Source organism: Ruegeria sp. AL1, from assembly GCF_056540905.1.
In genome coordinates, this window is sequence record NZ_JBQFXP010000009.1 from 202,403 (window position 1) to 224,926 (window position 22,524).

The 22,524-nt window shown below is 56.7% G+C and carries 19 protein-coding genes and 1 tRNA gene; 3 read left to right on the forward strand and 17 right to left on the reverse strand.

The features are described 5' to 3' along the window. Positions 1-2,673, reverse strand: a complete 2,673-nt coding sequence (gene alaS, locus ACRZ9X_RS15755) for an alanine--tRNA ligase (RefSeq protein WP_480520509.1) — start codon at positions 2,671-2,673, stop codon at positions 1-3. A 180-nt stretch (positions 2,674-2,853) separates the two neighbouring features. Next, complete coding sequence (gene recA / locus ACRZ9X_RS15760) at positions 2,854-3,918, reverse strand: recombinase RecA (RefSeq protein WP_480520511.1); 1,065 nt, start codon at positions 3,916-3,918, stop codon at positions 2,854-2,856. 191 nt (positions 3,919-4,109) lie between these two features. Between recA and ACRZ9X_RS15765 the strand changes: the two genes are divergently transcribed. Beyond that, entirely contained in the window at positions 4,110-4,703 is a 594-nt protein-coding gene (locus ACRZ9X_RS15765; protein ID WP_480520513.1) for a gamma-glutamyl kinase, read from the forward strand. 5 nt (positions 4,704-4,708) lie between these two features. Here the strand turns inward: ACRZ9X_RS15765 and ACRZ9X_RS15770 are convergent, their stop codons facing one another. The 3 genes from ACRZ9X_RS15770 to guaB form a co-directional block, all read right to left on the reverse strand. Then, positions 4,709-7,000, reverse strand: a complete 2,292-nt coding sequence (locus ACRZ9X_RS15770; RefSeq protein WP_480520515.1) for a hybrid sensor histidine kinase/response regulator — start codon at positions 6,998-7,000, stop codon at positions 4,709-4,711. 99 nt (positions 7,001-7,099) lie between these two features. Continuing rightward, positions 7,100-8,266, reverse strand: coding sequence for an RsmB/NOP family class I SAM-dependent RNA methyltransferase (locus ACRZ9X_RS15775; protein WP_480520517.1), 1,167 nt, complete (start codon positions 8,264-8,266; stop codon positions 7,100-7,102). A gap of 67 nt (positions 8,267-8,333) precedes the next feature. Then, positions 8,334-9,782, reverse strand: a complete 1,449-nt coding sequence (guaB, locus tag ACRZ9X_RS15780; RefSeq protein ID WP_480520519.1) for an IMP dehydrogenase — start codon at positions 9,780-9,782, stop codon at positions 8,334-8,336. Between the two features lie 205 nt (positions 9,783-9,987). Here guaB and ACRZ9X_RS15785 point away from each other — a divergent pair, with 205 nt between their 5' ends. Further along, complete coding sequence (locus ACRZ9X_RS15785) at positions 9,988-12,033, forward strand: ASKHA domain-containing protein (protein WP_480520521.1); 2,046 nt, start codon at positions 9,988-9,990, stop codon at positions 12,031-12,033. 19 nt (positions 12,034-12,052) lie between these two features. Then, positions 12,053-12,904 (forward strand): class I SAM-dependent methyltransferase, encoded by an 852-nt coding sequence (locus tag ACRZ9X_RS15790; protein WP_480520523.1) that lies wholly within the window; start codon positions 12,053-12,055, stop codon positions 12,902-12,904. Position 12,905: 1 nt separating this feature from the next. On the opposite strand, the gene ACRZ9X_RS15795 is transcribed toward ACRZ9X_RS15790, so the two are convergent. The 12 genes from ACRZ9X_RS15795 to ACRZ9X_RS15850 all read right to left on the reverse strand — a co-directional run bounded on the left by ACRZ9X_RS15795 (position 12,906) and on the right by ACRZ9X_RS15850 (position 22,504). Next, positions 12,906-12,979: transfer RNA gene (locus ACRZ9X_RS15795), tRNA-Gly, on the reverse strand. A gap of 88 nt (positions 12,980-13,067) precedes the next feature. Next, the gene (locus tag ACRZ9X_RS15800) at positions 13,068-14,168 is read right to left on the reverse strand and encodes a beta family protein (protein ID WP_480520525.1); all 1,101 of its coding nucleotides are present in this window, start codon (positions 14,166-14,168) and stop codon (positions 13,068-13,070) included. Beyond that, on the reverse strand, positions 14,137-15,474 hold the full coding sequence (locus ACRZ9X_RS15805; RefSeq protein ID WP_480520527.1) for an ImmA/IrrE family metallo-endopeptidase: 1,338 nt from the start codon (positions 15,472-15,474) through the stop codon (positions 14,137-14,139). The genes ACRZ9X_RS15800 and ACRZ9X_RS15805 overlap by 32 nt, the downstream gene beginning before the upstream one ends. A 592-nt stretch (positions 15,475-16,066) precedes the next feature. Further along, positions 16,067-16,792: a hypothetical protein gene (locus tag ACRZ9X_RS15810; RefSeq protein WP_480520529.1), complete on the reverse strand. Its 726-nt coding sequence runs from the start codon at positions 16,790-16,792 to the stop codon at positions 16,067-16,069. After that, positions 16,779-17,429: a terminase large subunit domain-containing protein gene (locus ACRZ9X_RS15815; RefSeq protein ID WP_480520594.1), complete on the reverse strand. Its 651-nt coding sequence runs from the start codon at positions 17,427-17,429 to the stop codon at positions 16,779-16,781. The genes ACRZ9X_RS15810 and ACRZ9X_RS15815 overlap by 14 nt, the downstream gene beginning before the upstream one ends. Positions 17,430-17,553: 124 nt before the next feature. Continuing rightward, positions 17,554-18,165, reverse strand: coding sequence for a hypothetical protein (locus ACRZ9X_RS15820; protein WP_480520531.1), 612 nt, complete (start codon positions 18,163-18,165; stop codon positions 17,554-17,556). Then, complete coding sequence (locus ACRZ9X_RS15825) at positions 18,162-18,518, reverse strand: hypothetical protein (protein ID WP_480520533.1); 357 nt, start codon at positions 18,516-18,518, stop codon at positions 18,162-18,164. The genes ACRZ9X_RS15820 and ACRZ9X_RS15825 overlap by 4 nt, the downstream gene beginning before the upstream one ends. Beyond that, the gene (locus ACRZ9X_RS15830) at positions 18,515-18,898 is read right to left on the reverse strand and encodes a hypothetical protein (RefSeq protein WP_480520535.1); all 384 of its coding nucleotides are present in this window, start codon (positions 18,896-18,898) and stop codon (positions 18,515-18,517) included. The genes ACRZ9X_RS15825 and ACRZ9X_RS15830 overlap by 4 nt, the downstream gene beginning before the upstream one ends. A gap of 145 nt (positions 18,899-19,043) precedes the next feature. After that, positions 19,044-19,460, reverse strand: a complete 417-nt coding sequence (locus tag ACRZ9X_RS15835; protein ID WP_480520537.1) for a hypothetical protein — start codon at positions 19,458-19,460, stop codon at positions 19,044-19,046. Positions 19,461-19,664: 204 nt separating this feature from the next. Then, on the reverse strand, positions 19,665-21,011 hold the full coding sequence (locus ACRZ9X_RS15840) for a DUF4055 domain-containing protein (RefSeq protein ID WP_480520539.1): 1,347 nt from the start codon (positions 21,009-21,011) through the stop codon (positions 19,665-19,667). Continuing rightward, entirely contained in the window at positions 21,004-21,282 is a 279-nt protein-coding gene (locus ACRZ9X_RS15845; RefSeq protein WP_480520541.1) for a hypothetical protein, read from the reverse strand. The genes ACRZ9X_RS15840 and ACRZ9X_RS15845 overlap by 8 nt, the downstream gene beginning before the upstream one ends. Positions 21,283-22,027: 745 nt before the next feature. Continuing rightward, a complete protein-coding gene (locus tag ACRZ9X_RS15850) occupies positions 22,028-22,504 on the reverse strand; it encodes a hypothetical protein (protein WP_480520543.1) in 477 nt (158 codons plus the stop codon). Positions 22,505-22,524: the final 20 nt, after the last annotated feature.

Here is a 22,524-nt window from a genome sequence, read left to right on the forward strand (position 1 = left end):
TTATCCTCCTAAAACCTGTTCGGCGGCTTTGATCGCAGCATCTGCGTTCGAAGCATCCTTACCGCCACCCTGCGCCATGTCGGGGCGGCCACCACCACCTTTACCGCCCAGTTCCGTTACCGCAGCGCGGACAAGATCGACTGCAGAGACGCGATCCGTCAAATCCGGCGTAACGCCAGCAGCAACGGCCGCCTTTCCACCGGCGTCGGCAATCAGCAAAACAGCACCAGAGCCCAACCGCGCCTTGTGCTCGTCAATCAGGCTGGGCAGGTCTTTTCCGGACACACCCGAAAGCGATTGCGCCAGAAACGATACTCCGTTGACCTCCCGCGCCTCAGCGCCTCCGCCCTGCCCGGCGCCACCGGCCATGGCCAGATCGCGACGCAATTGCGCAACCTCATTCTGCAGTGCCTTGCGCTCATCCAGCAGAGATCTGAGCCGGTCGACCACGGTGTCCGGCTGCGCTTTCAGTTCCAGCGCGACTTGTGCCAGACGGTGATCCTGTCCCGACAGATAGCGGAACGCGGCATCCCCCGTCAGCGCCTCGATCCGGCGCACGCCTGCGCTGCTGGCGCTGTCGCCCAGCACCACGAAGGTACCGATATCCCCTGTCTGGCGCACATGCGTACCACCGCACAGCTCGATCGACCAGGTTTCACCGTCCTGACCCTTGCCGGTTGCGGCTTTGCCCATCGATACCACACGCACTTCGTCGCCATATTTTTCGCCGAACAGGGCCTGAGCGCCCAACTCACGGGCATCATCAGGTGTCATGATCCGCGTCTCGACAGTCGAGTTTTGCCGGATGAAATCATTCACCTCCAGCTCGACCTTCTGAATTTCGCCAAGGGTCAACGCCTTGGAATGACTGAAATCGAATCGCAGACGGTCCGCCGCGTTCAACGAACCGCGCTGAGCGACGTGATCGCCCAATGTCTCGCGAAGGGCTTCGTGCAACAGATGGGTTGCCGAGTGATTGGCGCGTATGGACGTTCGGCGGGAGTGATCTACTGCAAGCTCGACCGCATCGCCTTTGGACAATGAACCTTGGTTGACTGTGACCCGATGCGCATAGACCTTGCCCTCGGCAAACTTGCGCGTGTCATCAACCTGCGCCACATCCTGCATATTCTCGAGACGCCGGATTTCGCCCGTATCACCAACCTGGCCACCCGCTTCGCCGTAAAACGGCGTCTGGTTCGTAACGACCCAGCCGCTGCCCTCCGCGTCGATCTTTTCGACCAGAGCACCATCGACCACCAGCGCCAACACCTGACCCTCAGCCTTTTCGGTGTCATATCCCAGAAAGTCGGTCGCACCCGCAATGTCCAGGACATCAAACCAGACCGCCAAGTCTGCGGACTCGCCAGAACCTGCCCAAGCGGCGCGCGCTTTGGCTTTCTGTTCGGCCATGGCCACGTCGAACCCATCGGTATCTACGGTTCGCCCCTTTTCCCGCAATGCGTCCTGTGTCAGATCAAGGGGAAATCCGTAAGTGTCGTAGAGTTTGAACGCTGCATTGCCCGGCAGAGCTGCGCCATCCGGCAATCCTGCGACCTCATCATCCAGCAGCTTCAGGCCACGATCCAGCGTCTGCTGAAACCGGGTTTCCTCCAGCAACAGCGTCTCTTCGATCAACGCTTGGGCCTGGCCCAGTTCGGTATATTGCGCGCCCATGAGCTGTACCAGCGACGGTACCAGCTTGTGCATCACCGGATCCTTGGCGCCCAACAAATGTGCATGGCGCATGGCCCGGCGCATGATCCGGCGCAGAACATATCCGCGGCCATCGTTTGACGGCATCACCCCGTCAGCAATCAGAAACGAGGTCGAGCGCAGATGATCCGCGATCACCCGATGGTGGACATTCTGGTCCCCATAAGGATCGACCCCGGTCACATCCGCAGATGCCTCGATCAGGGTTTTGAAAAGGTCGGTGTCATAGTTGTCATGACTGCCCTGCAGCAGAGCACCAATCCGCTCCAAACCCATGCCCGTATCGATCGATTGCATGTCAAGTTCGACCATCGAGCCGTCCTCGAACTGTTCGTTCTGCATGAAAACGATGTTCCAGATTTCGATAAACCGGTCACCATCTTCTTCGGCCGAGCCCGGAGGGCCGCCCCAGATATGGTCGCCGTGATCATAGAAAATTTCGGTACATGGACCACAGGGGCCGGTGGGGCCCATCTGCCAGAAATTGTCGCTGGTGGCGATGCGAATGATCCGGTCTTCGGGCACGCCGACCTTTTTCCAGATCTCGAAAGCCTCGTCATCCGTGTGGTAAACGGTGGCTAGCAAACGGTTCTTGTCAATACCGAATTCCTTGGTGATCAATTCCCAAGCAAACGGTATAGCCTCATGCTTGAAGTAGTCCCCGAAAGAGAAGTTCCCCAGCATTTCGAAGAACGTATGGTGGCGCGCGGTGTATCCCACATTGTCGAGATCGTTGTGCTTGCCGCCTGCGCGCACACATTTCTGGGCCGTTGTGGCGCGGCTATAATTGCGAGTTTCAACACCGGTAAACAGGTTTTTAAACTGGACCATGCCAGAGTTTACGAACATCAACGTCGGGTCGTTGCGTGGCACCAGCGGGCTGGACGCAACCACCTCGTGCCCCTGCTTGGCGAAGTAATTCAGAAAGGTCGATCGGATATCATTCAGCGTGGGCATTTGAGGTCTCTCAGCGCGCAATCATTTTGGTCGCCAAAGGTTTAGCCCCGCACCTGCAGACTGTCCACAGGCGACGCGTCTGAAACGAAACAAGGCGACCCCGATGGACCGCCCTGTTCCCGGTATTCCCAGCATCATCGCAGTGCCGAAGGATTTCTGTTATTCCCTCTCACGCGTGCTTTATGCTTCAAGGATATCATCCTCTTCCGCTTCAGGGGGCATCTCAAAGTCCAGCCCGTGTGCGGCCCGGATCTTGTCTTCGATTTCCAGCGCGGCGCGGGTGTTGTCGCGCAGGTATTGCTTTGCGTTCTCGCGCCCCTGCCCGATCCGCTCGTCCCCATAGCTGAACCACGAGCCCGACTTCTCGACCACGCCAGCCTTGACGCCAAGATCCAGCAGCTCGCCCATTTTGCTGATGCCTTCGCCATACATGATGTCGAATTCCACCTGCTTGAACGGCGGTGCCACCTTGTTCTTGACAACTTTGACGCGGGTCTGGTTGCCGACGACCTCGTCACGGTCCTTGATCGCGCCGATGCGGCGGATGTCCAGGCGGACCGAACTGTAGAACTTCAGCGCGTTACCACCGGTCGTGGTTTCCGGGCTGCCGAACATCACACCAATCTTCATCCGGATCTGGTTGATGAAGATCACCATGCAGTTCGAACGGCTGATCGAACCGGTCAGCTTGCGCATCGCCTGGCTCATCAAGCGGGCCTGAACGCCAACATTGCTGTCGCCCATATCGCCCTCAAGCTCAGATTTCGGCGTCAGCGCCGCAACCGAGTCGACCACGACCATATTCACAGCACCCGAGCGCACCAGCGTGTCGGTGATTTCCAACGCCTGTTCGCCGGTATCGGGCTGCGAAATCAGCAATTCATCCAGATCAACGCCCAGCTTGCGCGCATATTGCGGGTCCAGCGCATGTTCTGCGTCCACAAACGCACATACGCCACCGCGTTTCTGCTGTTCTGCAATGCAATGCAGCGTCAAAGTCGTCTTACCCGAGCTTTCAGGCCCATAAATCTCGACAATCCGCCCCATGGGCAGGCCGCCGATTCCCAGCGCGATATCCAGCCCCAGCGAGCCGGTCGAACTTGCCTCGATATCCTGCTTGGAATCCTCGCCCAGCTTCATGATCGAGCCCTTGCCGAACTGCCGTTCGATCTGTGCCAGCGCGCTATCGAGCGCCTTTTGCTTGTCTGCGTTTTTCTTGTCGCTCATCGTCAGAAGATCCGCCATTGTCCTGTCGCTATCCCTTTTGTCACACCCTTTGACGGGCGGCAATCGCTGCTTTGTTCGCCTCTTGTTCCTTATGGGACCAAAAAGAGAACATTTCAATAAAAACTTATGCAACCCACTCTTTGGCAATTGTGTTAAAGAGTCGTTTACGACACTCTGAAAATTCAAAGCCCTTGAAGGTAAACGAGAAAATGCTTGTTTTTTACAAAGAGCGTCTGGCATTGCTGTCAGTTCCCAAGACAGGCAGCACCGCCTATCAGACCGCCTTGCGGGACCGCGCTGACATCGTTGTGGCCGGACCGACCGACTTGAAACATGCAACCGTGCGCCGCTACGACCGGTTTTTCCAGAATATCTTTCGCAAGATGTTCGATACAGAGATGGAGATCATCGCCGTCGTGCGCGAACCTGTCGATTGGCTTGGCAGTTGGTACCGGTATCGCAGCCGTCCAGAGCTGGAAGGTCATCCGAACTCCACGCAGAGCGTCTCCTTTGACGCGTTCGTGAAGGCGTATCTGCAACCCCACCGACCGGCCTTTGCCGACGTCGGCAGCCAGATCGAATTTTTACGCCCCCGCAGCAACGGGCGTGGCGCTACGCACGTATTCAAATACGAGAATCAGGCGGGGATTCGTGCGTTTCTTGAAGAGCGTCTGAATTGTGCCATCTGTCTGCCGCAGGAGAATGTCTCGCCCCAAGGGGAACTGACCCTGGCCGACGAGACCAGAGATCAGTACCGAGCTCAATTCAAGGGCGAATTCAAGCTACACGCGTCGGCCAGATAGCCGCGTCAGGTGAATTGCTGGAATACAGCTTCGGTCAACTGGGTCAGCGAAAACGGTTTGGGCAAAAAGGTAGATTGCGCGATCTGGGGCGCCGTTTCATCAAATGCGCCTTCGGTATAGCCCGACATGAAAACAACGCGCACATCGGGTCGGGTTTCCATGGCTTTGCGCACCCAGGTCGGACCATCCATGCCGGGCATCACCACATCCGTGACGAACACGTCCACATGCAGCGCTGCGTCTTGCAGCAGGTTTAACGCGCTTTCCGCCGAATCAGCTTCAAGGACCGTGTAGCCCTTCAGCCGCAGCGCTCTGGTGGCAAAGGCGCGCACGGGGGCTTCGTCTTCGACCAGAAGAACAACCCCCTCGCCCTGGCTGGACATATGATGCTCCGGCGTCGCAGGTTCTTCGGGAACCGGTGTCTCCTGATGGTGGCACACGGGCAAATAGACGGTGAACTCTGACCCCCGCCCCACAGTACTGTCCACGAAAATGAACCCGCCGGTTTGTTTGACAATGCCATAGACGGTCGAAAGCCCCAATCCGGTTCCCTCGCCGGTGCGTTTGGTTGTGTAAAACGGCTCGAAAATCTTTTGCAGCTTGTCCGCCGGAATGCCGGTGCCGCTGTCGATCACTTTTACGGTGACATACTGGCCTTTTTGCACCGTGGCACGGTCGCGGGTGATCGGCTTGTCAAGGGTCAGAACCTCGGTCTCGATCCGGATTTCACCGCCGTCGGGCATCGCATCCCGCGCGTTTACCACAAGGTTCATCAGAACCTGTTCCAGTTGGCGTTTGTCTGCGCGAACCGGTTTGACCACCGGATCATGGCTTAGGGTCAGCTGAACCTTTTCCCCAACCAGACGGTTCAACAGGTGGATCAAGTCCGAGATCGTATCCCGCAGATCCAGCACTTCGGGCCGCAGCGTCTGTTTACGCGAAAACGCAAGAAGCTGACTGACCAGAGCCGCCGCGCGGTTGGCGTTCTGATTGATCTGCACCAGATCACCATAGTTGGGATCACTCTGGTCGTGGCGCAGCAGCAAAAGGTCGCAATGACCTGAAATCGCAGTCAAAAGGTTATTGAAATCATGAGCGACCCCCCCGGCCAACTGCCCGACCGCCTGCATCTTTTGCCCCTGAACGAACTGCGCCTCTAGCGTTTTTAGTTCGGTCGCGTCGTTCAGTACCGCGATCAGTTGGGTTTGCCCCTCCCGCTCGATCCGCGACAGAGTCACCTGGACAAAAATCTCTTTGTCATCGCGCCGCAGTCGCAGAAACTCGGACCGCGGCGCCTCATCCGGTTGGGATGAGGCGTTCAGCCATTCTCCGACAGGCTGGGCAAAGCTTTGCATGATTTCCGCGATGTTCTCAGTGCCCACGCGGACCTCGCCGATCAAACGTCGGGCCAGGTGGTTGGCATCGAGGATTATGCCGTCCAAAGACAGGCGCAAAAGGGGAACGGGTAAGCTGGCAAAAGAAGTCTTGGATGTTGAGGCGGGCTGATCAGGAAGTTCGACCAGCATCATATCGCGTTCGACGCCGCTGCGACGCAACGGCGTCACGACAACCCAGCACGAGCCCCCTTGTCTGACGCATCTCTGTGGTCCCGCTTTGCCAAGAGGTTTTCCGGCCAGAACCTGATCCAAAGAGGCAGGCAAATCGCCAAAAAACTCATGCGCTGCTTTATTGCCGTCCAGTATCGCGTTGTTTCGTCCGATTCTGAGGACCGGCGATTCGACGGTCGCCCATGGACGGTTTTGGTCCAGTTCAAAGCGCCAACTCACCAGATTGTCTTGAAGCCATGAGACATCGACCACTATCTCGGCGCTGCGCGTTGCGATGACCTCGCGCACATGTCCCAGCGTCTTGGCTTGCGATTGCAGGCGCAACAATACAGCCGCGGGATTGGCGAAGACCGTCCTCAGACACTGTTCCAGCTGAGCATCGGGCGTGGGATGAAATCGCGCGACTGCAACCTGGTTTGACGTGATGATCCGCCCGTTTCCATCGGCAATGAAACAGGCGGCGCGGTCATGTTGCACCATTCCATTTAGCAGCAAGGTGACATGATCGGCCGTTTTGCGTTGAAATCGTCCTCGAATGAAAACAAAAAGCGAGGTGATCAGCAATGTCACCCCTGCCACGATCAGAGCATTTGTCCATGCGTCCGGAACAAATGCCACCCCCGGCAAAAGGCAAAGCAAAGCAGCAATTGCCGCCAACGAGACATAGCGGGTGCGACCGTAATGCGCAGGGCGCGATAGATCAGGGAAATTTACTGTTAAATTCGACATTAACGGCTCAGGATAGATAAATTTTGACCTATATCGGCCCGAACTCGTTAACAGCCGCTTAACATCAGGACGACAACACTTCTTGAGGTTGTTCTCAGATCAGTGTTTTCGCGTCAAGTGCGCAGTGAAAAACCCATCCGTTGCGTGGGATACAAGCCACCTGTGCCGGAAGGGGCTTGTCCAACCTCTGTGAGCTTGAAGAAACGTATCGATGACGCCTTCGTTTTCGACGTTCAGCATGGAACAGGTGGCATAAACCAGCGTTGCGGTTTCGGTCAGCAAGGGCGCTACGCAGTCCAAAATTTCGGATTGCAGGATCGGCAATGCACGCAACCGATCCGGCGTCAGCGCCCATTTTCCCGCTGGCGCGCGCCGCCAGGAACCGCTGCCGGAACAAGGGACATCCGTCAGGATCACGTCGTACGGAGCCTGCCTTTTCACATCATCACTATCCAGAATTGTGATCGTGGCCTCAGCGCGGTTAGCCCGAATGGGCAGGTCCTTCATCCGCGCAGGGTTTGCATCATGGGCAAAGACCTCGACACCTTCGGTGCGTGCGGCCAGCGCAAGCGCCTTGCCACCGCCACCAGCGCAATAGTCCAGAACACGCATGCCGGGCAAAAGGGGGATTGCCTCGACCACTGCCTGACTTGCGGCATCCTGCAACTCGATCAGACCATCGGTGAAGGCCCGGCTTTGAGCGATCTTTCGCGCGCCCTCACCTACCTGCAAAGCCGTACTGCATACAGGGTGAGGAGAAACGACAATGCCGTCCTTGGCCAGGGCCGAAACAGCATCCGCAAAGGACGCCCGGGACAGGTTGACCCGTAGGTGAACCGGTGCCCTGTGTTGCAGCGCTATGGCGACGGGCTCTGCCTCAGCTCCTAACGAATCGACGAATCCGGGCCACAGCCATTCCGGAATGTCCAAACGCTCGGCATCCGATGAAAAGGCTCGTGCGCCCTCGGTTGCGGTGACGGGTTCTGGGGCGTGTCGGTCGCCGGAAAACAACGCAATCAGATCCGTTCCGGACGCACGGCACGCTCCGATCATCAGGCCCCGGCCAGTCTCGCCCCCGCCCAAAGCGGCAAAGGACCGTCTGCATCGCACCGCATCGAACACATGATCCCGGATTGCGGCACGGTCCTTGGACCCAGCGAACCGGCTGCGCCGGGCCCATCCGGTCAAAGCCTTTTCAACCGGCACGCCAGCCAGAATCTCGTCTAGCACCTCGATCGAGGCCTGAATCCGGGCGGCCGGTGTCATTGCCGTCTTCCTGTCTTTCCCATGCCGAACCGGGCAGTAAAAGCTTCACCACCTGGTCGGTTTCGCCCTACATCACGCGATAGTTCGGGCTTTCGCGCGTGATCTGAACATCATGCACGTGGCTTTCTTTCAGGCCCGCACCGGTGATTTTGACGAAGTTGCAATTGCGACGCATCTCATCGACCGTGGCACATCCGGTATAGCCCATCGCGGCGCGCAAGCCGCCGACCAATTGGTGAATCACCGCGCTGGCTGAACCTTTGTAAGGCACCTGCCCCTCGATCCCCTCGGGCACCAGCTTGTCGTTGGCGGCATCCTTCTGGAAATACCGATCAGCCGAGCCGCGCGCCATCGCGCCCAGACTGCCCATACCACGATAGGATTTGAACGAACGGCCCTGATACAGGATCACCTCACCCGGACTTTCATCGGTTCCGGCGATCATCGAGCCCACCATGGCGCAGGACGCACCGGCAGCGATGGCCTTGGCGAAATCGCCCGAGAACTTGATGCCGCCATCGGCGATCACCGGCACATCGCCCGCGGCTGAAGCACAATCCATGATCGCCGTCAGCTGAGGCACACCGACCCCCGCGACCATCCGCGTGGTGCAGATCGAGCCCGGTCCGATCCCCACCTTGATCGCATCTGCACCCGCATCGATCAGCGCCTTTGTTGCCTCAGAAGTGGCGACATTCCCGGCAATAATCTGGACCTCGTTCGACAGCGTCTTGACCCGTTTCACTGCGTCCAGAACACCCTGAGAATGGCCGTGCGCCGTATCGACAACGATAATATCCACGCCCGAATCCACCAGTTGCTCGGACCGTTCGAACCCGGCATCGCCGACCGAGGTCGCCGCGGCCACCCGCAGCCGACCCAGACGGTCCTTGCAGGCCGTTGGATTCAGAACCGCCTGTTCGGTGTCCTTCAATGTCAGCAGACCGGTCAGCTTGCCTTCACCATCAACGACCAGCAGCTTTTCAATGCGACGTGCCCGCATCAGGCTTTTGGCCTCTTCCCGGTCGGCAGGTTCCTTCAGCATCGCAAGGTTTTCGGACGTCATCATCGCGTGAATCGGCGTGTCGTCAGAAGTAGCGAAGCGCATGTCCCGGTTGGTGACAATTCCGACAACGCGGCCATCTGGATCGACAACCGGGAAACCGGTGAAATTATAACGTTCGACCAGCGCCTTGGCATCTGCAAGGGTCTGGTCGGAGCGCAGGGTCACAGGGTTGTAGACGATGCCCGATTCAAAGCGTTTGACCCGCCGCACCTCGCGGGCTTGTTCCTCGACCGAGAGGTTCTTGTGCACCACGCCAATGCCACCCGCCTGCGCCATAGCAATGGCCATACGGGCCTCGGTCACGGTATCCATGGCCGAGCTGAGCAGAGGGATGTTCATGGTGATCTCACGCGTCACGCGCGTGGTCGTGTCCGCCGTTGCAGGCAGCACGGAAGATGCGCCCGGAACCAGGAGAACGTCGTCAAAGGTAAGTGCCTCACGAATCTGCATCTGATAACCCCATGCAAAAGCCCGTTTGACGGCGACCCTATGGCACGGATTTGGCGAAAGGGAAAGCCCCCTGACCCAACTTGTTGTACCAGCCCAGCTTCAAAACGACGCAAGTTGTGCAAAACCTGCCGCTGAATGCCCTTTCGCTTTGCGCGCAAACGCATATCTTGCGCGGCATACGCGCGAATACAAAGGCAGGCCTTTCATGACCACCGACCCTCTTGTCGTCTTCACCCCCTCCGGCAAACGTGGGCATTTCCCCGTCGGCACCCCGATTCTGACCGCTGCCCGTCAGTTGGGCGTCGATCTGGATTCGGTCTGTGGAGGGCGCGGGATTTGCTCGAAATGCCAGATCACGCCCAGCTATGGCGAGTTTCCCAAGCACGGCGTGACCGTTTCCGAGGACGCGCTGAGCGAATGGAACGCGGTCGAGCAGCGCTATGATGATAAACGCGGGCTAAAACCCGGTCGGCGTCTGGGGTGTCAGGCTTCGGTTCAGGGCGACGTGGTGATCGACGTGCCACCCGAATCTCAGGTGCACCGGCAGGTCGTCCGCAAAGCCGCCGCGGCGCGCGCGATCACCATGGACCCGGCCACGCGGCTGTATTTCGTGGTGGTGGAAGAACCCGACATGCATTCCCCCACCGGCGATCTGGAACGGCTGGAACGTGCCCTGCGGGAGCAGTGGAAGATTGAGGCTGTGACCGCCGACCTGTCGCTGATGTCCAAGCTGCAACCCGTTCTGCGCAAAGGGAAATGGGAGGTCACCGTGGCCGTCCACAAAGGCCACAAGGACGAGGTCGCTCGGGTTGTGGAAATCTGGCCCGGTCTGCACGAACAGGGGCTGTACGGTCTGGCCATCGACCTCGGCTCGACCACAATCGCCGCGCACCTGACCGATCTGGAAACCGGCGAGGTCAAGGCGTCCTCGGGGCTGATGAACCCGCAGATCCGCTTCGGCGAAGACCTGATGAGCCGCGTGTCCTACTCCATGATGAACCCCGGCGGTGATGCCGAGATGACCAAAGCGGTGCGCGAGGCGATCAACGACCTGACCACCTCGATCGCCAATGAGGCCGGGATCGATGCTGCGCTGATCGTGGAAACCGTGTTCGTGTGCAACCCGGTCATGCACCACCTACTGCTGGGCCTGGATCCGGTCGAACTGGGTCAGGCCCCCTTCGCACTCGCCACATCTGAGAGCATGTCCCTGCCCGCGCGTGAGATGGACCTGACCACCATGAACCCCCGCGCGCAGGTCTATATCCTGCCCTGCATCGCGGGCCATGTGGGCGCAGATTGCGCCGCCGTCGCGCTGTCCGAAGAACCCGGCAAGTCCGAAGACCTCGTGCTGATAGTCGATGTGGGCACCAACGCCGAAATTCTGCTGGGCAACACCCAGCGCGTTCTGGCCTGTTCCTCGCCCACCGGTCCCGCCTTTGAAGGCGCGCAGATCAGTTCCGGTCAACGCGCCGCGCCCGGCGCTATTGAGCGGATCGAAATTGATCCCGAGACCAAAGAACCCCGCTTCCGCATCATCGGGTCCGAGAAATGGTCCGATGAGGAAGGTTTTGATCAGGACATCGCCACCACCGGAATCACCGGCATCTGTGGCTCGGGCATCATCGAAGCCGTGGCCGAGATGCGCATTGCTGGGTTGCTGGATGAAAGCGGCCTGATCGGATCAGGCGAGCAGACCGGCACCCCGCGCTGCGTGCCCGAGGGTCGTACGCATGCCTATCTGATCCACGACGCCAGCGCCGAAGGCGGCCCGCGCATCACAGTCACCCAAGGTGACATCCGCGCCATCCAACTGGCGAAATCCGCGCTTTATGCCGGTGCGCGCCTGCTGATGGACGAGATGGAGGTCGACCGCGTGGATCGCGTGGTGCTGGCCGGAGCTTTCGGCGCGCATATCTCGACCAAACACGCGATGGTTCTGGGCATGATCCCCGACGCTCCGCTGGACAAGGTGTCCAGCGCAGGCAACGCTGCAGGCACCGGCGCGCGGATCGCCCTGTGCAACATCGGATCGCGCGCCGAAATCGAGCGTGTCGTGCGCGAGATCACCAAGGTCGAAACCGCCATCGAGCCCAAGTTTCAGGACCATTTCGTCGCCGCCAACGCGATCCCGCACAAGACCGATCCGTTCCCCGATCTGGCGAAGGTAGTCACCCTGCCTTCACCGTCGTTCAACACGGGCGGAGGGGATGAGGAAAAGTCTGGTCGCCGTCGCCGCCGGAGGTCATAGTCGCCCCATAGGAGGCGACATGGCCAACGCAGAACAGGCAGAACTCTGGAGCACGTCACCTTCGGCAGCGAAATGGCTGACCTATGAGGATGAGATGGACGCGTTGCTGGCCCCGGTCCTGACCCTTGTTCTGGATCGGGCGGGTCTGAGCCCCGGCCAGCGTGTTCTGGATATCGGCTGCGGCACAGGCGCAAGCTGCGTCGCTGCAGCGCAACGGGTCGGGCCTGACGGGCATGTCCTCGCGGCTGATTTCTCGCAACAATTTCTGGATCGTGCCGAGCAGCGCGCCATCGCTTCCGGGATGTCGAATATCGCGTTTCAATTTGCCGATGCGCAGACATTTCCCTTTGACGAAGGGTCCCAAGACGCCCTTATCTCGCGCTTCGGGGTCATGTTCTTCGACGACCCGGTCGCGGCCTTTGCCAATATGTCCCGCGCCTTGAAACCCGGCGGTCAGATGACATTTGCCGCATGGGGTCCGCTGGATGACAACCCGTGGTTCAAACTGCCCCATATCGAGGCGACGAAACGGTTGGGTTCCTTGCCGAAATTTGACCGCAACGCACCCGGACCACTGGCGTTTCACGACCGGGACCGGGTCAACGGAATTCTCTCACAGGCAGGTCTGACCGACATTCAGGCAGAGGCGGTGCCGCTGTTCCTGAAAGTGGCAGGCACATTGCAGGATTGCGCGGCCTTGTGCACCCGCATCGGCCCCGCCGCGCGTCTGATCACGCATTTCAAGGCGACGCCCGAAGATATTGCGATCATCCGAGAGGCCGTCGCAAAGGTCTTCCAACCTTTTGAGCGTGCCGACGGCGTGCATATTCCGGCGGTCATCAACCTGTTTCAGGCACGGCGTTCAAAATGATTGGAGCGGGTAGCGGGAATCGAACCCGCGCGTTCAGCTTGGGAAGCTACTGCTCTACCATTGAGCTACACCCGCAAGCAAAGCCTTTGGCCTCTGCACGTTAGCGATACCTTGCCTTCGCAAAGATAACAAGGCACCAAAACTTCAAAGACCAAACGCCTACTTACGCATCTGAAAACAAATCCAGTTGTTCAAGTTCGTCCGCCACCACATCTTCAACCAGTGTAATCCCATTCATTGCTGCAAGATCAGTGACTACCCTGAGGATGTGATGGGCCATATTCCATTCACGCCACATAGACGAATTCCCCGGTGACGATTTGCCCTCAGCGGCCTCCCACATACGGCGGTCAGCATACGAAAAGCCTTTACCCGCAAAATCGGGATGTTCCACAAGCTGCTTGAGGACGCCGCGCATCCTATCAGATTGGTTTCCCGCTTTAGGACCGCGGATAACAAGTGTCGAAGTTTCGGTTGTATAGCGGACATGCGGGATCGGGATCGGCGCTCCTTTAGTTTTCGGAAAGTTTATTTTTCCGCAATCCGCACCAAAGTCGCTAAATCCGAGGCGTTCCGAGGGGACGCCGCATTCTCGCACAGCCTCGTTGAAGATCGTCCATTCGAGGCGAGGAACCGTCGCAGTTTTGCCGGGCTCGGCCGGGTTAGTCGTGGGGAAGTTAGAACCCTGGAAAACTATGCAACCCCAGTTCGCGATCTCCGCCAGCGTGTCAATCGTGCCGCCGACGATTGCGGCGACATCATCTAGGCCAAGCTCAAGGTCGGAAAAATCGACGAACACTTCGCAATCCGCGGCCTCGACACCAAGGGACAACAATCCTTCAGTCAGTTGTTCCTCGTCGATTGAATCTGCGCGAACGTAAATGGCAAGCCGTGGGAATGTCGACTGCGCTAACCTTGACCAAACCGGGTTTCCAATATCCGCCGCCGGCACAACTGGAATCAGGTTTTTGTTCTGTTCGCGGGCGACTTGGAACAAGCGAACGATCCCCTCGTCACTTGGTGAGGACATAACGTATTGTGCATCAAGATATGCGGGATAACGTGGCCAGTGCTTGGCAATACGTTGCCCCGTTACGGTCGCGATTTCATCATGCGTCAAGGGGCGGTCTAGTTCTGGATCTTTTTCGGTGATCGGTGGCAGAATAAAGTATGGCCGAACATACTTTTGTACGTCGGCGCGGATACCTCCTGCCGCGGTATATTCACCTTGCTTAAACCTCAGTGCCGGACGATATGGCAGCATCGCTATTCTCCTTATCGGGTTGCTCGATTAATTGTTTCCTCACGGTTTTCCCCCCGATTTTTTGAGAGAATATCGAATAGTCGTTTCTCTCCTTTCTTATCCGGCCAAAAACGATGGCGGGATGGATGCCAAGGTCCTTGGCAAACTTTTCGATCACCTTTGGCGACTTGGCGATGCGAGCAGGTGAGCGCCGCCAAAGTTCATCCGGGATCAATAGGTTAGAAGCAAAAGCATCGGCTTCTGCCTCTTGTTCGTCAATGTCATTCTGCTGCGGTTCGCCCTCGCGAAACTGATCAAAGAAGCCGCCTTTCAAACCTGTAAGCCTGTGCAAAACGACGTGCCCAAGCTCATGAAGAAGGCTAAACCAGAAGTTGCCAATGTCGTCACGTCTCAGCGTTAAACCAACGACAGGGACAGCATCCACTATGAATGCAGCTCCATCTATTGCTAAACCCTGAATCTGCCGTTCGGGAATTAAGACGATCCCTTTTTCAAGCAACAACTGCCTTGCACGCGCAGGACCGTCTCCGTGAACACTCAATTTAGAAAGTTGCCCCAGCCAGTTTGTATCTGCCGGGTTATACTTTGGAACGCCTTTTGTGATCACGTCCACAGCACGCGTCGCAACTCGCGCACGCCACGCATGAAGCAAAACGTCCTCGCTGTGATCTTTGACATTGAGACCAGTCCTCAAAAGAGTCGGACTACCAAAGTCTATGCGGTTTTCGGCTATTAGGCGTCGAAGTTGATCCTCTGTCATCTCGGCATCGAACCAGCCGTTTTCGCGACCGTGTTTCAAAATCTTCTTAATATCAGACTTGGAAACATTATCTATTACTCTGTCCAGCCCACGAAACTGCGGGTCAGGCTCAATTGCTGCGCGCAGCCGAACACCTAGCAATGCTGCAACTCGCGCATAGTTCTTCATACTGATGCTGTTGTAGCGATCAGCCTCGTAGCGCTGTACTTGCTGCTCCTTTACACCAAGCCGCCACGCTAGATCGCGCTGCGAATACCCTTTTGCGATCCGGGCAACGATCAACATCAGCCCCGGATCTCTATCCGCCCTACTTTCGAGATGTGAGGGTTTTCCTGTTTCCTTCGCGGACTCGTAGGCCGAGATTGCATCAGAAAGATCATCACGTTCTGAGCGCATCGTTGCCGTTACTTGCTTCACGACTTCCGGGGGCAATCCATCCGCTACTCGCCGGAGCGATTCTTCGGTCGCCAAAGCCTCATCAAAGGCGCTGACGCGTGCGCGGGCTTCGCGCAATTCTTTTTCGTTGAGTATTATGCCTGTATTCATGCACTCTACATACCCAACATTTATGTTGTGGTCAACAATCCCAACAATTTTGTTGGGTTCACTTCTCTTTAAAAACAAGCACACGAAAAAAAGGGCGGCTAAAAAGCCGCCCTACTCTAGACTTTCGCTTGCCGGAGTCGACCACTCAATTCCGAAACATGCTCCTGAACATATTTTAACGTGCTGGGCGCATATCGATCCTTCCCGACCAACATCGCGGCGATTGTCGCGGCTAGTCTTTGCGTCGGATAGCCATGGAACGCGTCTGCATTCAGATGGTTTGTTATCTCATCGCACAGGTTACAACGCGCTTTGCGTGCTTGCACTTTATCCATATTGTCGTGTCCTTATCTTGTCTGACGAGATAAACATATCGACGGGTAGTCGTCCCCGCACTCAGAGGGTGTTCTAGTACGTTGCAATTTGTTGCCATGAGCAGCGCGTCACATAGCGCAGTTTGACTAGACATGCCCACTATCGTGCAAAAAACGCGTCACGCCTCAGCGCTACGCAGATTTACTGGGGTTCTCGGCGCTTGCGAGTCAACAGCACGGGCCCATTTGTCGTTGGCTCGACGAAAACGCGGGCGCTGTCACCAATAACCTCGCAACCGAACCTCGCCCACAGTTGCACCAACTGAGCGGTGATCAGACAACCACAGCGCCTGCGCGACGGACCCCGCCATATCCGCGTGCCCAGCTTTCGTGCCACCCGAAATCGTCGTGCGACCAGCCGCGGTGATCGACGCTTCGAATGACTCAAGTTCGGCCTGCAATTCGAAACGCGCCGGTATGTCCCCAATTTCGAGGTCGCCTGTATGCAACGCCCCGTTCAGGGTATTGAGGAGCAGGTTGCGCGAGACATTGTTGAACGTCACGCCGCGTTCTTTCGACTCGGACTCGTTCTCGCCCCCCGTGATTTGCATTCGGGTGTGCTGCACCCCTCGGGCATTCAGGAGGTCGCAGAACGCACGACCAACACCTGACGCGTCCACAACTAAGTAGCCAGCCGAGGCAAGTGGCTCCTGCAACATGAGGTTTCGAATTACCTGTGCGAGTTCAGTGTATGCCATCGCGGGGATACGCTCAGACCGCACGACAACGCGACGACGCGGCCCAAGCTCCTGCGCGTACTGAGTCCAGCGTGGCACACGCTCGTCCATGATGATCGAAAAAGCGTTCTGACCCGATGCGGACGCCGACTGCGCGATATCCAAGCCAACGAGATAGCGGCGATATCCGGGCGTAACGGTCACGGCTGGGTCAGAGCATGGCAGGATCAAGTCCTCGCCCCGCTGGATGATTTCAGGCGGCTGCATAGATGTCCCCCAGCTTCAATTCGGGCATATCTGTAAAAGCGTTCTCAATGGTCTCAGGCGCAAAGAATGGCGTACCGCCGCCTGACCATCTAAGTTCGTGTTCAATCGCAAAGGTCAGAGGCGGTTGGTATTTTCGGTCAAACGCGACCTTGTCAGCCATACGAGGCAGATCGGTCGAACGTGCGGTGATCTTCTCAACTTCGTCGTTGTCCACCCACAGCCGATGGGCGAACCCGCCTACGCGACCGGGCGTTGTGATCAGGAGAATGCGCCCGCCCTCCTCTCGGATGGGCAGCGTCGCATCAAATACAGCATCGGGGATAAAGGCACCTTCCTCGTAGATCAGCAGCCCGCCATCTTTAACACCCCAACCACGCGCAGACTCCCCGTCCTGACCCGCAGGAACACAGACAATGGCCGACCCATTCGCAAGTTCCATGACCTGCTGCGTGAGGCGTGTTTTTTGAATGGACAGCCCGAGTTCGTGCCACGCCTGTAAACATTTTTTGAATAGCAAGGTGGATTGCGCCAGCGTGGGCGAGAGGATCAATACGGTTCGATTAGGCATCGAGACTGTCTGAGCAGCCAGTACACCCGTTGTCTGTGATTTGCCGATCCGCCTTGAGGCAAGACACATCGCGAACGGGCTAGAGGACGTCAGAAACTTACGTTGCCAACCATCCGCAGGCCCGCCCACAATGTGCTCAAGCAGAGCAGTCGGATCAGTGCGCCGCTCGAGCCTCTGGAGAAAGATGCCGAGGTCATTCAAGGCTCAGCTTCCTTTCCGCAACCATCGCCCGGAACATTTCGAAGGCGTCGGGGTGGTTTTCGAAAACCACATAAAGGATGTCTTGCAACACCGCCCATTCGGGGGCCTCGTTGATCGACAATACGACCGTCGTTTTCTCTTTGAGAGCTGTGTAGGATTTGAGAAGTCGTTCGAATGACTGCCCCTGATCCCGCAGGAGTTGGCCGAGCGCAGGCGCAAGGTCCTCAACGTCACGGCCATCTCCGATCTTGGCTTTCATCAAGCCATAGATTTCCTTCTGCTCCTCGATGATCCCACGCAGACCGCGCTGCACGTCGTCTTGACCGCGATTGATTACCGCGTCATCTGCGGCGGACTCGGCCCGTGCTGCCTCAGCAAGCACAACCTTCTTTACTTCGTCGGTGATGAATTTCGTACGGAAGCGGTCGAGGGTCGTAATTTCGACGCCCAGCCGTTTCGCAATTTCAGCAAAAGGGCGACGATGTAGCACGCAGTCAAGAACGACCTCACCCAAATCCGACCGTTGTCGAATGAGCGATTTCCGACCGGGACCGGGGTCTTCTTTCGGAACCGCCTTCAATATGCGCTGCATGTCGATACTCATGCGGGCTTCTCCAAGAGCGGATTGGCAAGTTCGAGGAATTCGGACAACAGGTGTCCGATGGTGCCACCAGCACCCCCGAACCGCTCAATCAACCAACGCATGTCCGCAGCATAAATCGGGTTGTCTACAGCCTTTTCAGATGGGCAATCATAATTGTCCGACACCCAAGAAAGGAACACTAGCGACAACAAAACGATGCGCGACCTATCCGTGTCCGAGATTTGACAGTGATCGACATAGACGACGTTGCGCTCATCAACGTGGATACGTGAAGCGTCTATGCCACGCAGGCCGAGAACGGCTTTGGCCGCGACTTGCCTGCCCATGCGTTTGAGGGGGTCCACACGGTTCATTGGTCGGCCACGATTTCGACGTATGTACCAGCTTGTTCCGCCAGTGTCTTCGCGCGGCGATACAACTGCGGGTCTCTGGCTTGTGTTCGGGTCAGTTTGACGGATTCTGGCGTCAACGCGGCTTTGACATCTGCGGGTTTCGAATTCTGACCGAGCAAATTCTTGAGTTGAGTCAATTCATCAGCGTGTTGTTTTTCGCGAGTGTCGCGATCACGTTGCGCGTCTTTGACCTCGTCAAGCAACTTTGCCGCGTTGTCTTTCAAACCACCGATCTGTTCTTCGATCTGCTTGGACAAGCCATCCTGCATCGCCTCAAGCAGTTTCGGGGTCGCTTTCTCGATAAACTGCTCCATCAGTTTATCGTTGTTTTCGTCAGACATTTGCATCTCCACCAGCAATAGAAAAGCGGGCTCCTTGGAGCCCGCCCTTCAATTTGAACGTGAAGATGCGCGACCCCCTGGCCTCGATTTGAATATGCGGTATTGCGCCTTTTCGCTCGACCACAGCGTTCCCGACTGAGTTCGACTAAGCAGCAAGGGCGTAAGTGAAATCTGCGCTATTTCGGGTAATTTCGCCTTTTTTGATGGCCTTGTTCAAAACCTCACGAATGCCATGATCCGAAATGTCTCCATCAAGCGCGAGCAAGATGTCTTTGAACTTTGCCTCGCCCTTTTCTTTGAGCACATCAAAAATGGCCGCACGCCGCTCAGAATAGCGCATCTTCGGGAACTGCCGCTTAGGTGCACGTTTTGGTTTCGGATTGTTCGCGATGGCAACACGTGCCGCATGTGCACGCTCGTCCTCACCCTTCAACGCTTCCCAGAATGCCCGCGCCTCCTCGATATGCGAAAGTGACGACCGCCCATCAAGTTCCGGGACATCCGCGCCCTCCAAGATCGCAACGACCCTGCTGCGCAAAAGATGTGGATTGATGTCTGCCATAGTGCAGATGTCATACCGTGATCGCGCCCAGCCGCCGGACGTCGCCGTCAGAAAGCGTAATGCCTCATCACGCAAAACCCGCGCCTCATCCGGGTGCGAGGTCATTTGGATTGCGCCAAACAAATCAAAGATTGCCCGAGAAACAACCGCCCGCCACATTTCATGGGCGGGCGCTTCCACTTCAAGACCGTTTGATGCCTCCATTCAGGCGACCCTCGGAATAAGGGTTGTGGTGTCCCCGCCTTCCTCGTCGATCATGTCCTTTTCTTCTTCCCAAGTGCGGTCTGCGCGGACGATTTCGCCCTTCTGCAAGTTTTCGTGGAGTGTCTGCCGGGAAATCGAGCCGGACATATAGAGCTTCATTTGCATCTCGATCATCTTCGGATCCATCGACGCCTCAATGAAATCACGCGACAGCTTGGCTGATGCCTCGTCTGGCAACGCCCCCACCCACTCGGCAGCAATGCGAAGCAGAGCATTCAAGGCCGCTTCGACCGACACAACGACCGAGTGCAACAGCGCGAGTTCAGACCGTGTTCGCTGCGTTGCTGTGCCCAGTGTTTCGTTGCGATTGACTGTGGTCGACAACATACGGGCACCAAGGGACATCATTTCGTCCTCAAGCTCGGACATCTCCTCTTTCATCGCGGCAACACCCGCACCCGTAAACTCAAGCAAGCCCGCCTGTGCGCCTTCGGGCAGCAGCCACAGAGCACCCGACCCGATGGTCGATGGCTTGTGCTTTTCTGAGATTGATCCCGCGATCCACGGTGTCGGCGCGGCTGTCAGATGTAGGGCGTGACGTTTGTCGCAAGAGGTATTGAAATGCGCAATTGCCGTCTTGCAGAGAGCGAGAAATGGCGGTGTCACATGTTCTGGGCGAATGCCCTCATGGCTGACCATAACGAATGGGATGTAGTCGAGCGCCTTGCCATTGACCGTCGGAATGATCTCTTCGCCCACATCAACACGATTGTCCTGCGCATCACGGACAAACCTACGAAACTTATAGATCGTGTCTTCAAGGATCAGTTCATAGGTCACGTCGGCGTTTTCAAACTGCTCGTCCGAACTGAGCCAAACCCGCGACAACACCTTTTTCCCATCCACATAGGCGGTGTCGAATTCGTCGATTTCCTCTGCCTTGAAGGTCGAAAAATGCGGGACCGTTGTTGGCGTGTTGTTACCCTGTGGGAAATCAACAAGGATGCCGAAGCGACCCATTGTGACGGCCTCACGCGTCATATCCTCGGCCAGCACGTGCAACGGCGCGTTTTCGTGCGTGACACTCAAGCGCAACGGTTCGAGGCGTTCAGGCAGCTTGAACACGGGTTCCTTTCGAAGCGCGAGACCAACCAAGGCGCGCTGGGTCATGGATGGTGCCCCCGTGAAATGACCCCGATCCAGATAGGATTTGTAGTCGTCTACGGACATGCCCGACGGCTTCGGAACATACAGTTGACCCTGATCCTTGATTGCGTCTTCGCCCTCAAGACAGGAGCGAATGAGATCGAAATTGGACCGCAGGCGGTCGATGCGGTTATTAGACATCTTCACCTCGGCTAATCAGGATCGGGAACAGGTGGATGAACGGGATGTGGAACGCACCGTGACCTGCGTGGATTTTGACCATCGACTGCGTTTTCTCGAGGATCACGTCGCCGACGTGCAATTCCTTGGATTCAGGTTCAATCATCAGATTGGTCAGGGCATCCATCAAGCAGTCGATGCCAACAGGCGCGACGAACTCCATAGACGTTGAAATGGTAACTTCGGACAGCACGCATTTGTCGTCTGCGCTCGCCTTGAGGGTAATCTGCATTGGGGTTTCCTTTAGGTGCGGGGGCGAACCGCAAAGAAGGAAACTGCGCGACGACCCGCCCCCTGTTTCGTCAAACGCGCGCGTGATGATTATGCGGGGATCGGCGGTAGTAGTTCGACCGGGGCAGTGTCCCACTAAGGGCGATCTTGCGGTAATGGGCGGGGTCAGCGGATTTACTGAAAAATTCTGTGAACCCCACCCCCGCTGACGCCGCAGCCAGATTAGGGGGTCCATTCGCATTTCTGCACAGATGTTGGATGATCTATCAGGTGTTTAACGTGTCTGCACACCAGCCGTCTAACGTATGGTCACTGAGCTTACATTATAGCTACATGGCGCACTTAGTTTTCAATCGGTTACAGTTCGTGCCTAAGAATTAGTGTAGGCATTTTGTAGGCGAGACGGTGAGAGTGGATCAAAGTATGTCAATAATGGTGACATATTCTTTCAACACCGCATAGAGATCGCCCCGAGTGTGGCCGAGAGAATTGCGACTGATCCGCCATGTGATACGCAAAACCGCAAAAAACCATCATTCAAGATTTCCCTTGCGCGAAAAAAATGGATGGATGGAAAAAACGTCGTACCATCCATCCATTTAATTCACATACGAAAAGTTAAGATCGCACCGTTTTTGCGCGTTTGCGTATCACAATGGAACTAACACAGTCGGTTTCGAGCAATGATACTGATCTTTCCATTTGTGTTGTGGACAGGCTGAAACCCCCATCAAACACGCTAAACACTATATTGTGTGATAGTTCTTGGGATTGAGAATCTTATAAAAGTCCACCATCCCGTAATCCATTACTTTGACATTGCCATTGCGATCCGCGCCAAATGCACTCTTCTTTCTATCGTTCAACCAATCAGGCAACGTGTGGCTAGCAGGTTGGGTTTGCGTGGAATTAAGAGAATTCAAGCGCTCCATCATCAAATAGCGACCAGACTCACTAATTGCGAAACACCTTGCAAATTGATCGCTCAAAGTCGCATTGGGTGTGTTTCCGACTAGGTCTTCCTTCATTTTTTCCAAAGCTGTCCACACAGTCCATTCGACAAAGTTGCTGTAATGAAAAGGCAAAATGCTTTCTTTTATAACAAAATCTTTGCTGGTCGAAACGGCGTAGACGTGCCTCGCGGTTCCTTTTCCCAACAGGTCATTGCGGTCGATTAGGTTCGTGAAAGATTGTTCGGCTTGAATTCCAGTGATGGGTGCCATTTAGTATTCCCAGTCAGGTT

Coding starts and splice junctions, on each gene's coding strand:
- ACRZ9X_RS15820 (WP_480520531.1), bottom strand. CDS start 18,165: ATGAGTATCGACATGCAGCGCATATTGAAGGCGGTTCCGAAAGAAGAC.
- guaB (WP_480520519.1), bottom strand. CDS start 9,782: ATGCAGATTCGTGAGGCACTTACCTTTGACGACGTTCTCCTGGTTCCG.
- ACRZ9X_RS15785 (WP_480520521.1), top strand. CDS start 9,988: ATGACCACCGACCCTCTTGTCGTCTTCACCCCCTCCGGCAAACGTGGG.
- ACRZ9X_RS15850 (WP_480520543.1), bottom strand. CDS start 22,504: ATGGCACCCATCACTGGAATTCAAGCCGAACAATCTTTCACGAACCTA.
- ACRZ9X_RS15830 (WP_480520535.1), bottom strand. CDS start 18,898: ATGTCTGACGAAAACAACGATAAACTGATGGAGCAGTTTATCGAGAAA.
- ACRZ9X_RS15805 (WP_480520527.1), bottom strand. CDS start 15,474: ATGAATACAGGCATAATACTCAACGAAAAAGAATTGCGCGAAGCCCGC.
- ACRZ9X_RS15835 (WP_480520537.1), bottom strand. CDS start 19,460: ATGGCAGACATCAATCCACATCTTTTGCGCAGCAGGGTCGTTGCGATC.
- ACRZ9X_RS15800 (WP_480520525.1), bottom strand. CDS start 14,168: ATGCTGCCATATCGTCCGGCACTGAGGTTTAAGCAAGGTGAATATACC.
- ACRZ9X_RS15810 (WP_480520529.1), bottom strand. CDS start 16,792: ATGCAGCCGCCTGAAATCATCCAGCGGGGCGAGGACTTGATCCTGCCA.
- ACRZ9X_RS15775 (WP_480520517.1), bottom strand. CDS start 8,266: ATGACACCGGCCGCCCGGATTCAGGCCTCGATCGAGGTGCTAGACGAG.
- ACRZ9X_RS15770 (WP_480520515.1), bottom strand. CDS start 7,000: ATGTCGAATTTAACAGTAAATTTCCCTGATCTATCGCGCCCTGCGCAT.
- ACRZ9X_RS15765 (WP_480520513.1), top strand. CDS start 4,110: ATGCTTGTTTTTTACAAAGAGCGTCTGGCATTGCTGTCAGTTCCCAAG.
- ACRZ9X_RS15845 (WP_480520541.1), bottom strand. CDS start 21,282: ATGCAGATTACCCTCAAGGCGAGCGCAGACGACAAATGCGTGCTGTCC.
- ACRZ9X_RS15790 (WP_480520523.1), top strand. CDS start 12,053: ATGGCCAACGCAGAACAGGCAGAACTCTGGAGCACGTCACCTTCGGCA.
- ACRZ9X_RS15840 (WP_480520539.1), bottom strand. CDS start 21,011: ATGTCTAATAACCGCATCGACCGCCTGCGGTCCAATTTCGATCTCATT.
- recA (WP_480520511.1), bottom strand. CDS start 3,918: ATGGCGGATCTTCTGACGATGAGCGACAAGAAAAACGCAGACAAGCAA.
- alaS (WP_480520509.1), bottom strand. CDS start 2,673: ATGCCCACGCTGAATGATATCCGATCGACCTTTCTGAATTACTTCGCC.
- ACRZ9X_RS15815 (WP_480520594.1), bottom strand. CDS start 17,429: ATGTGTCTTGCCTCAAGGCGGATCGGCAAATCACAGACAACGGGTGTA.
- ACRZ9X_RS15825 (WP_480520533.1), bottom strand. CDS start 18,518: ATGAACCGTGTGGACCCCCTCAAACGCATGGGCAGGCAAGTCGCGGCC.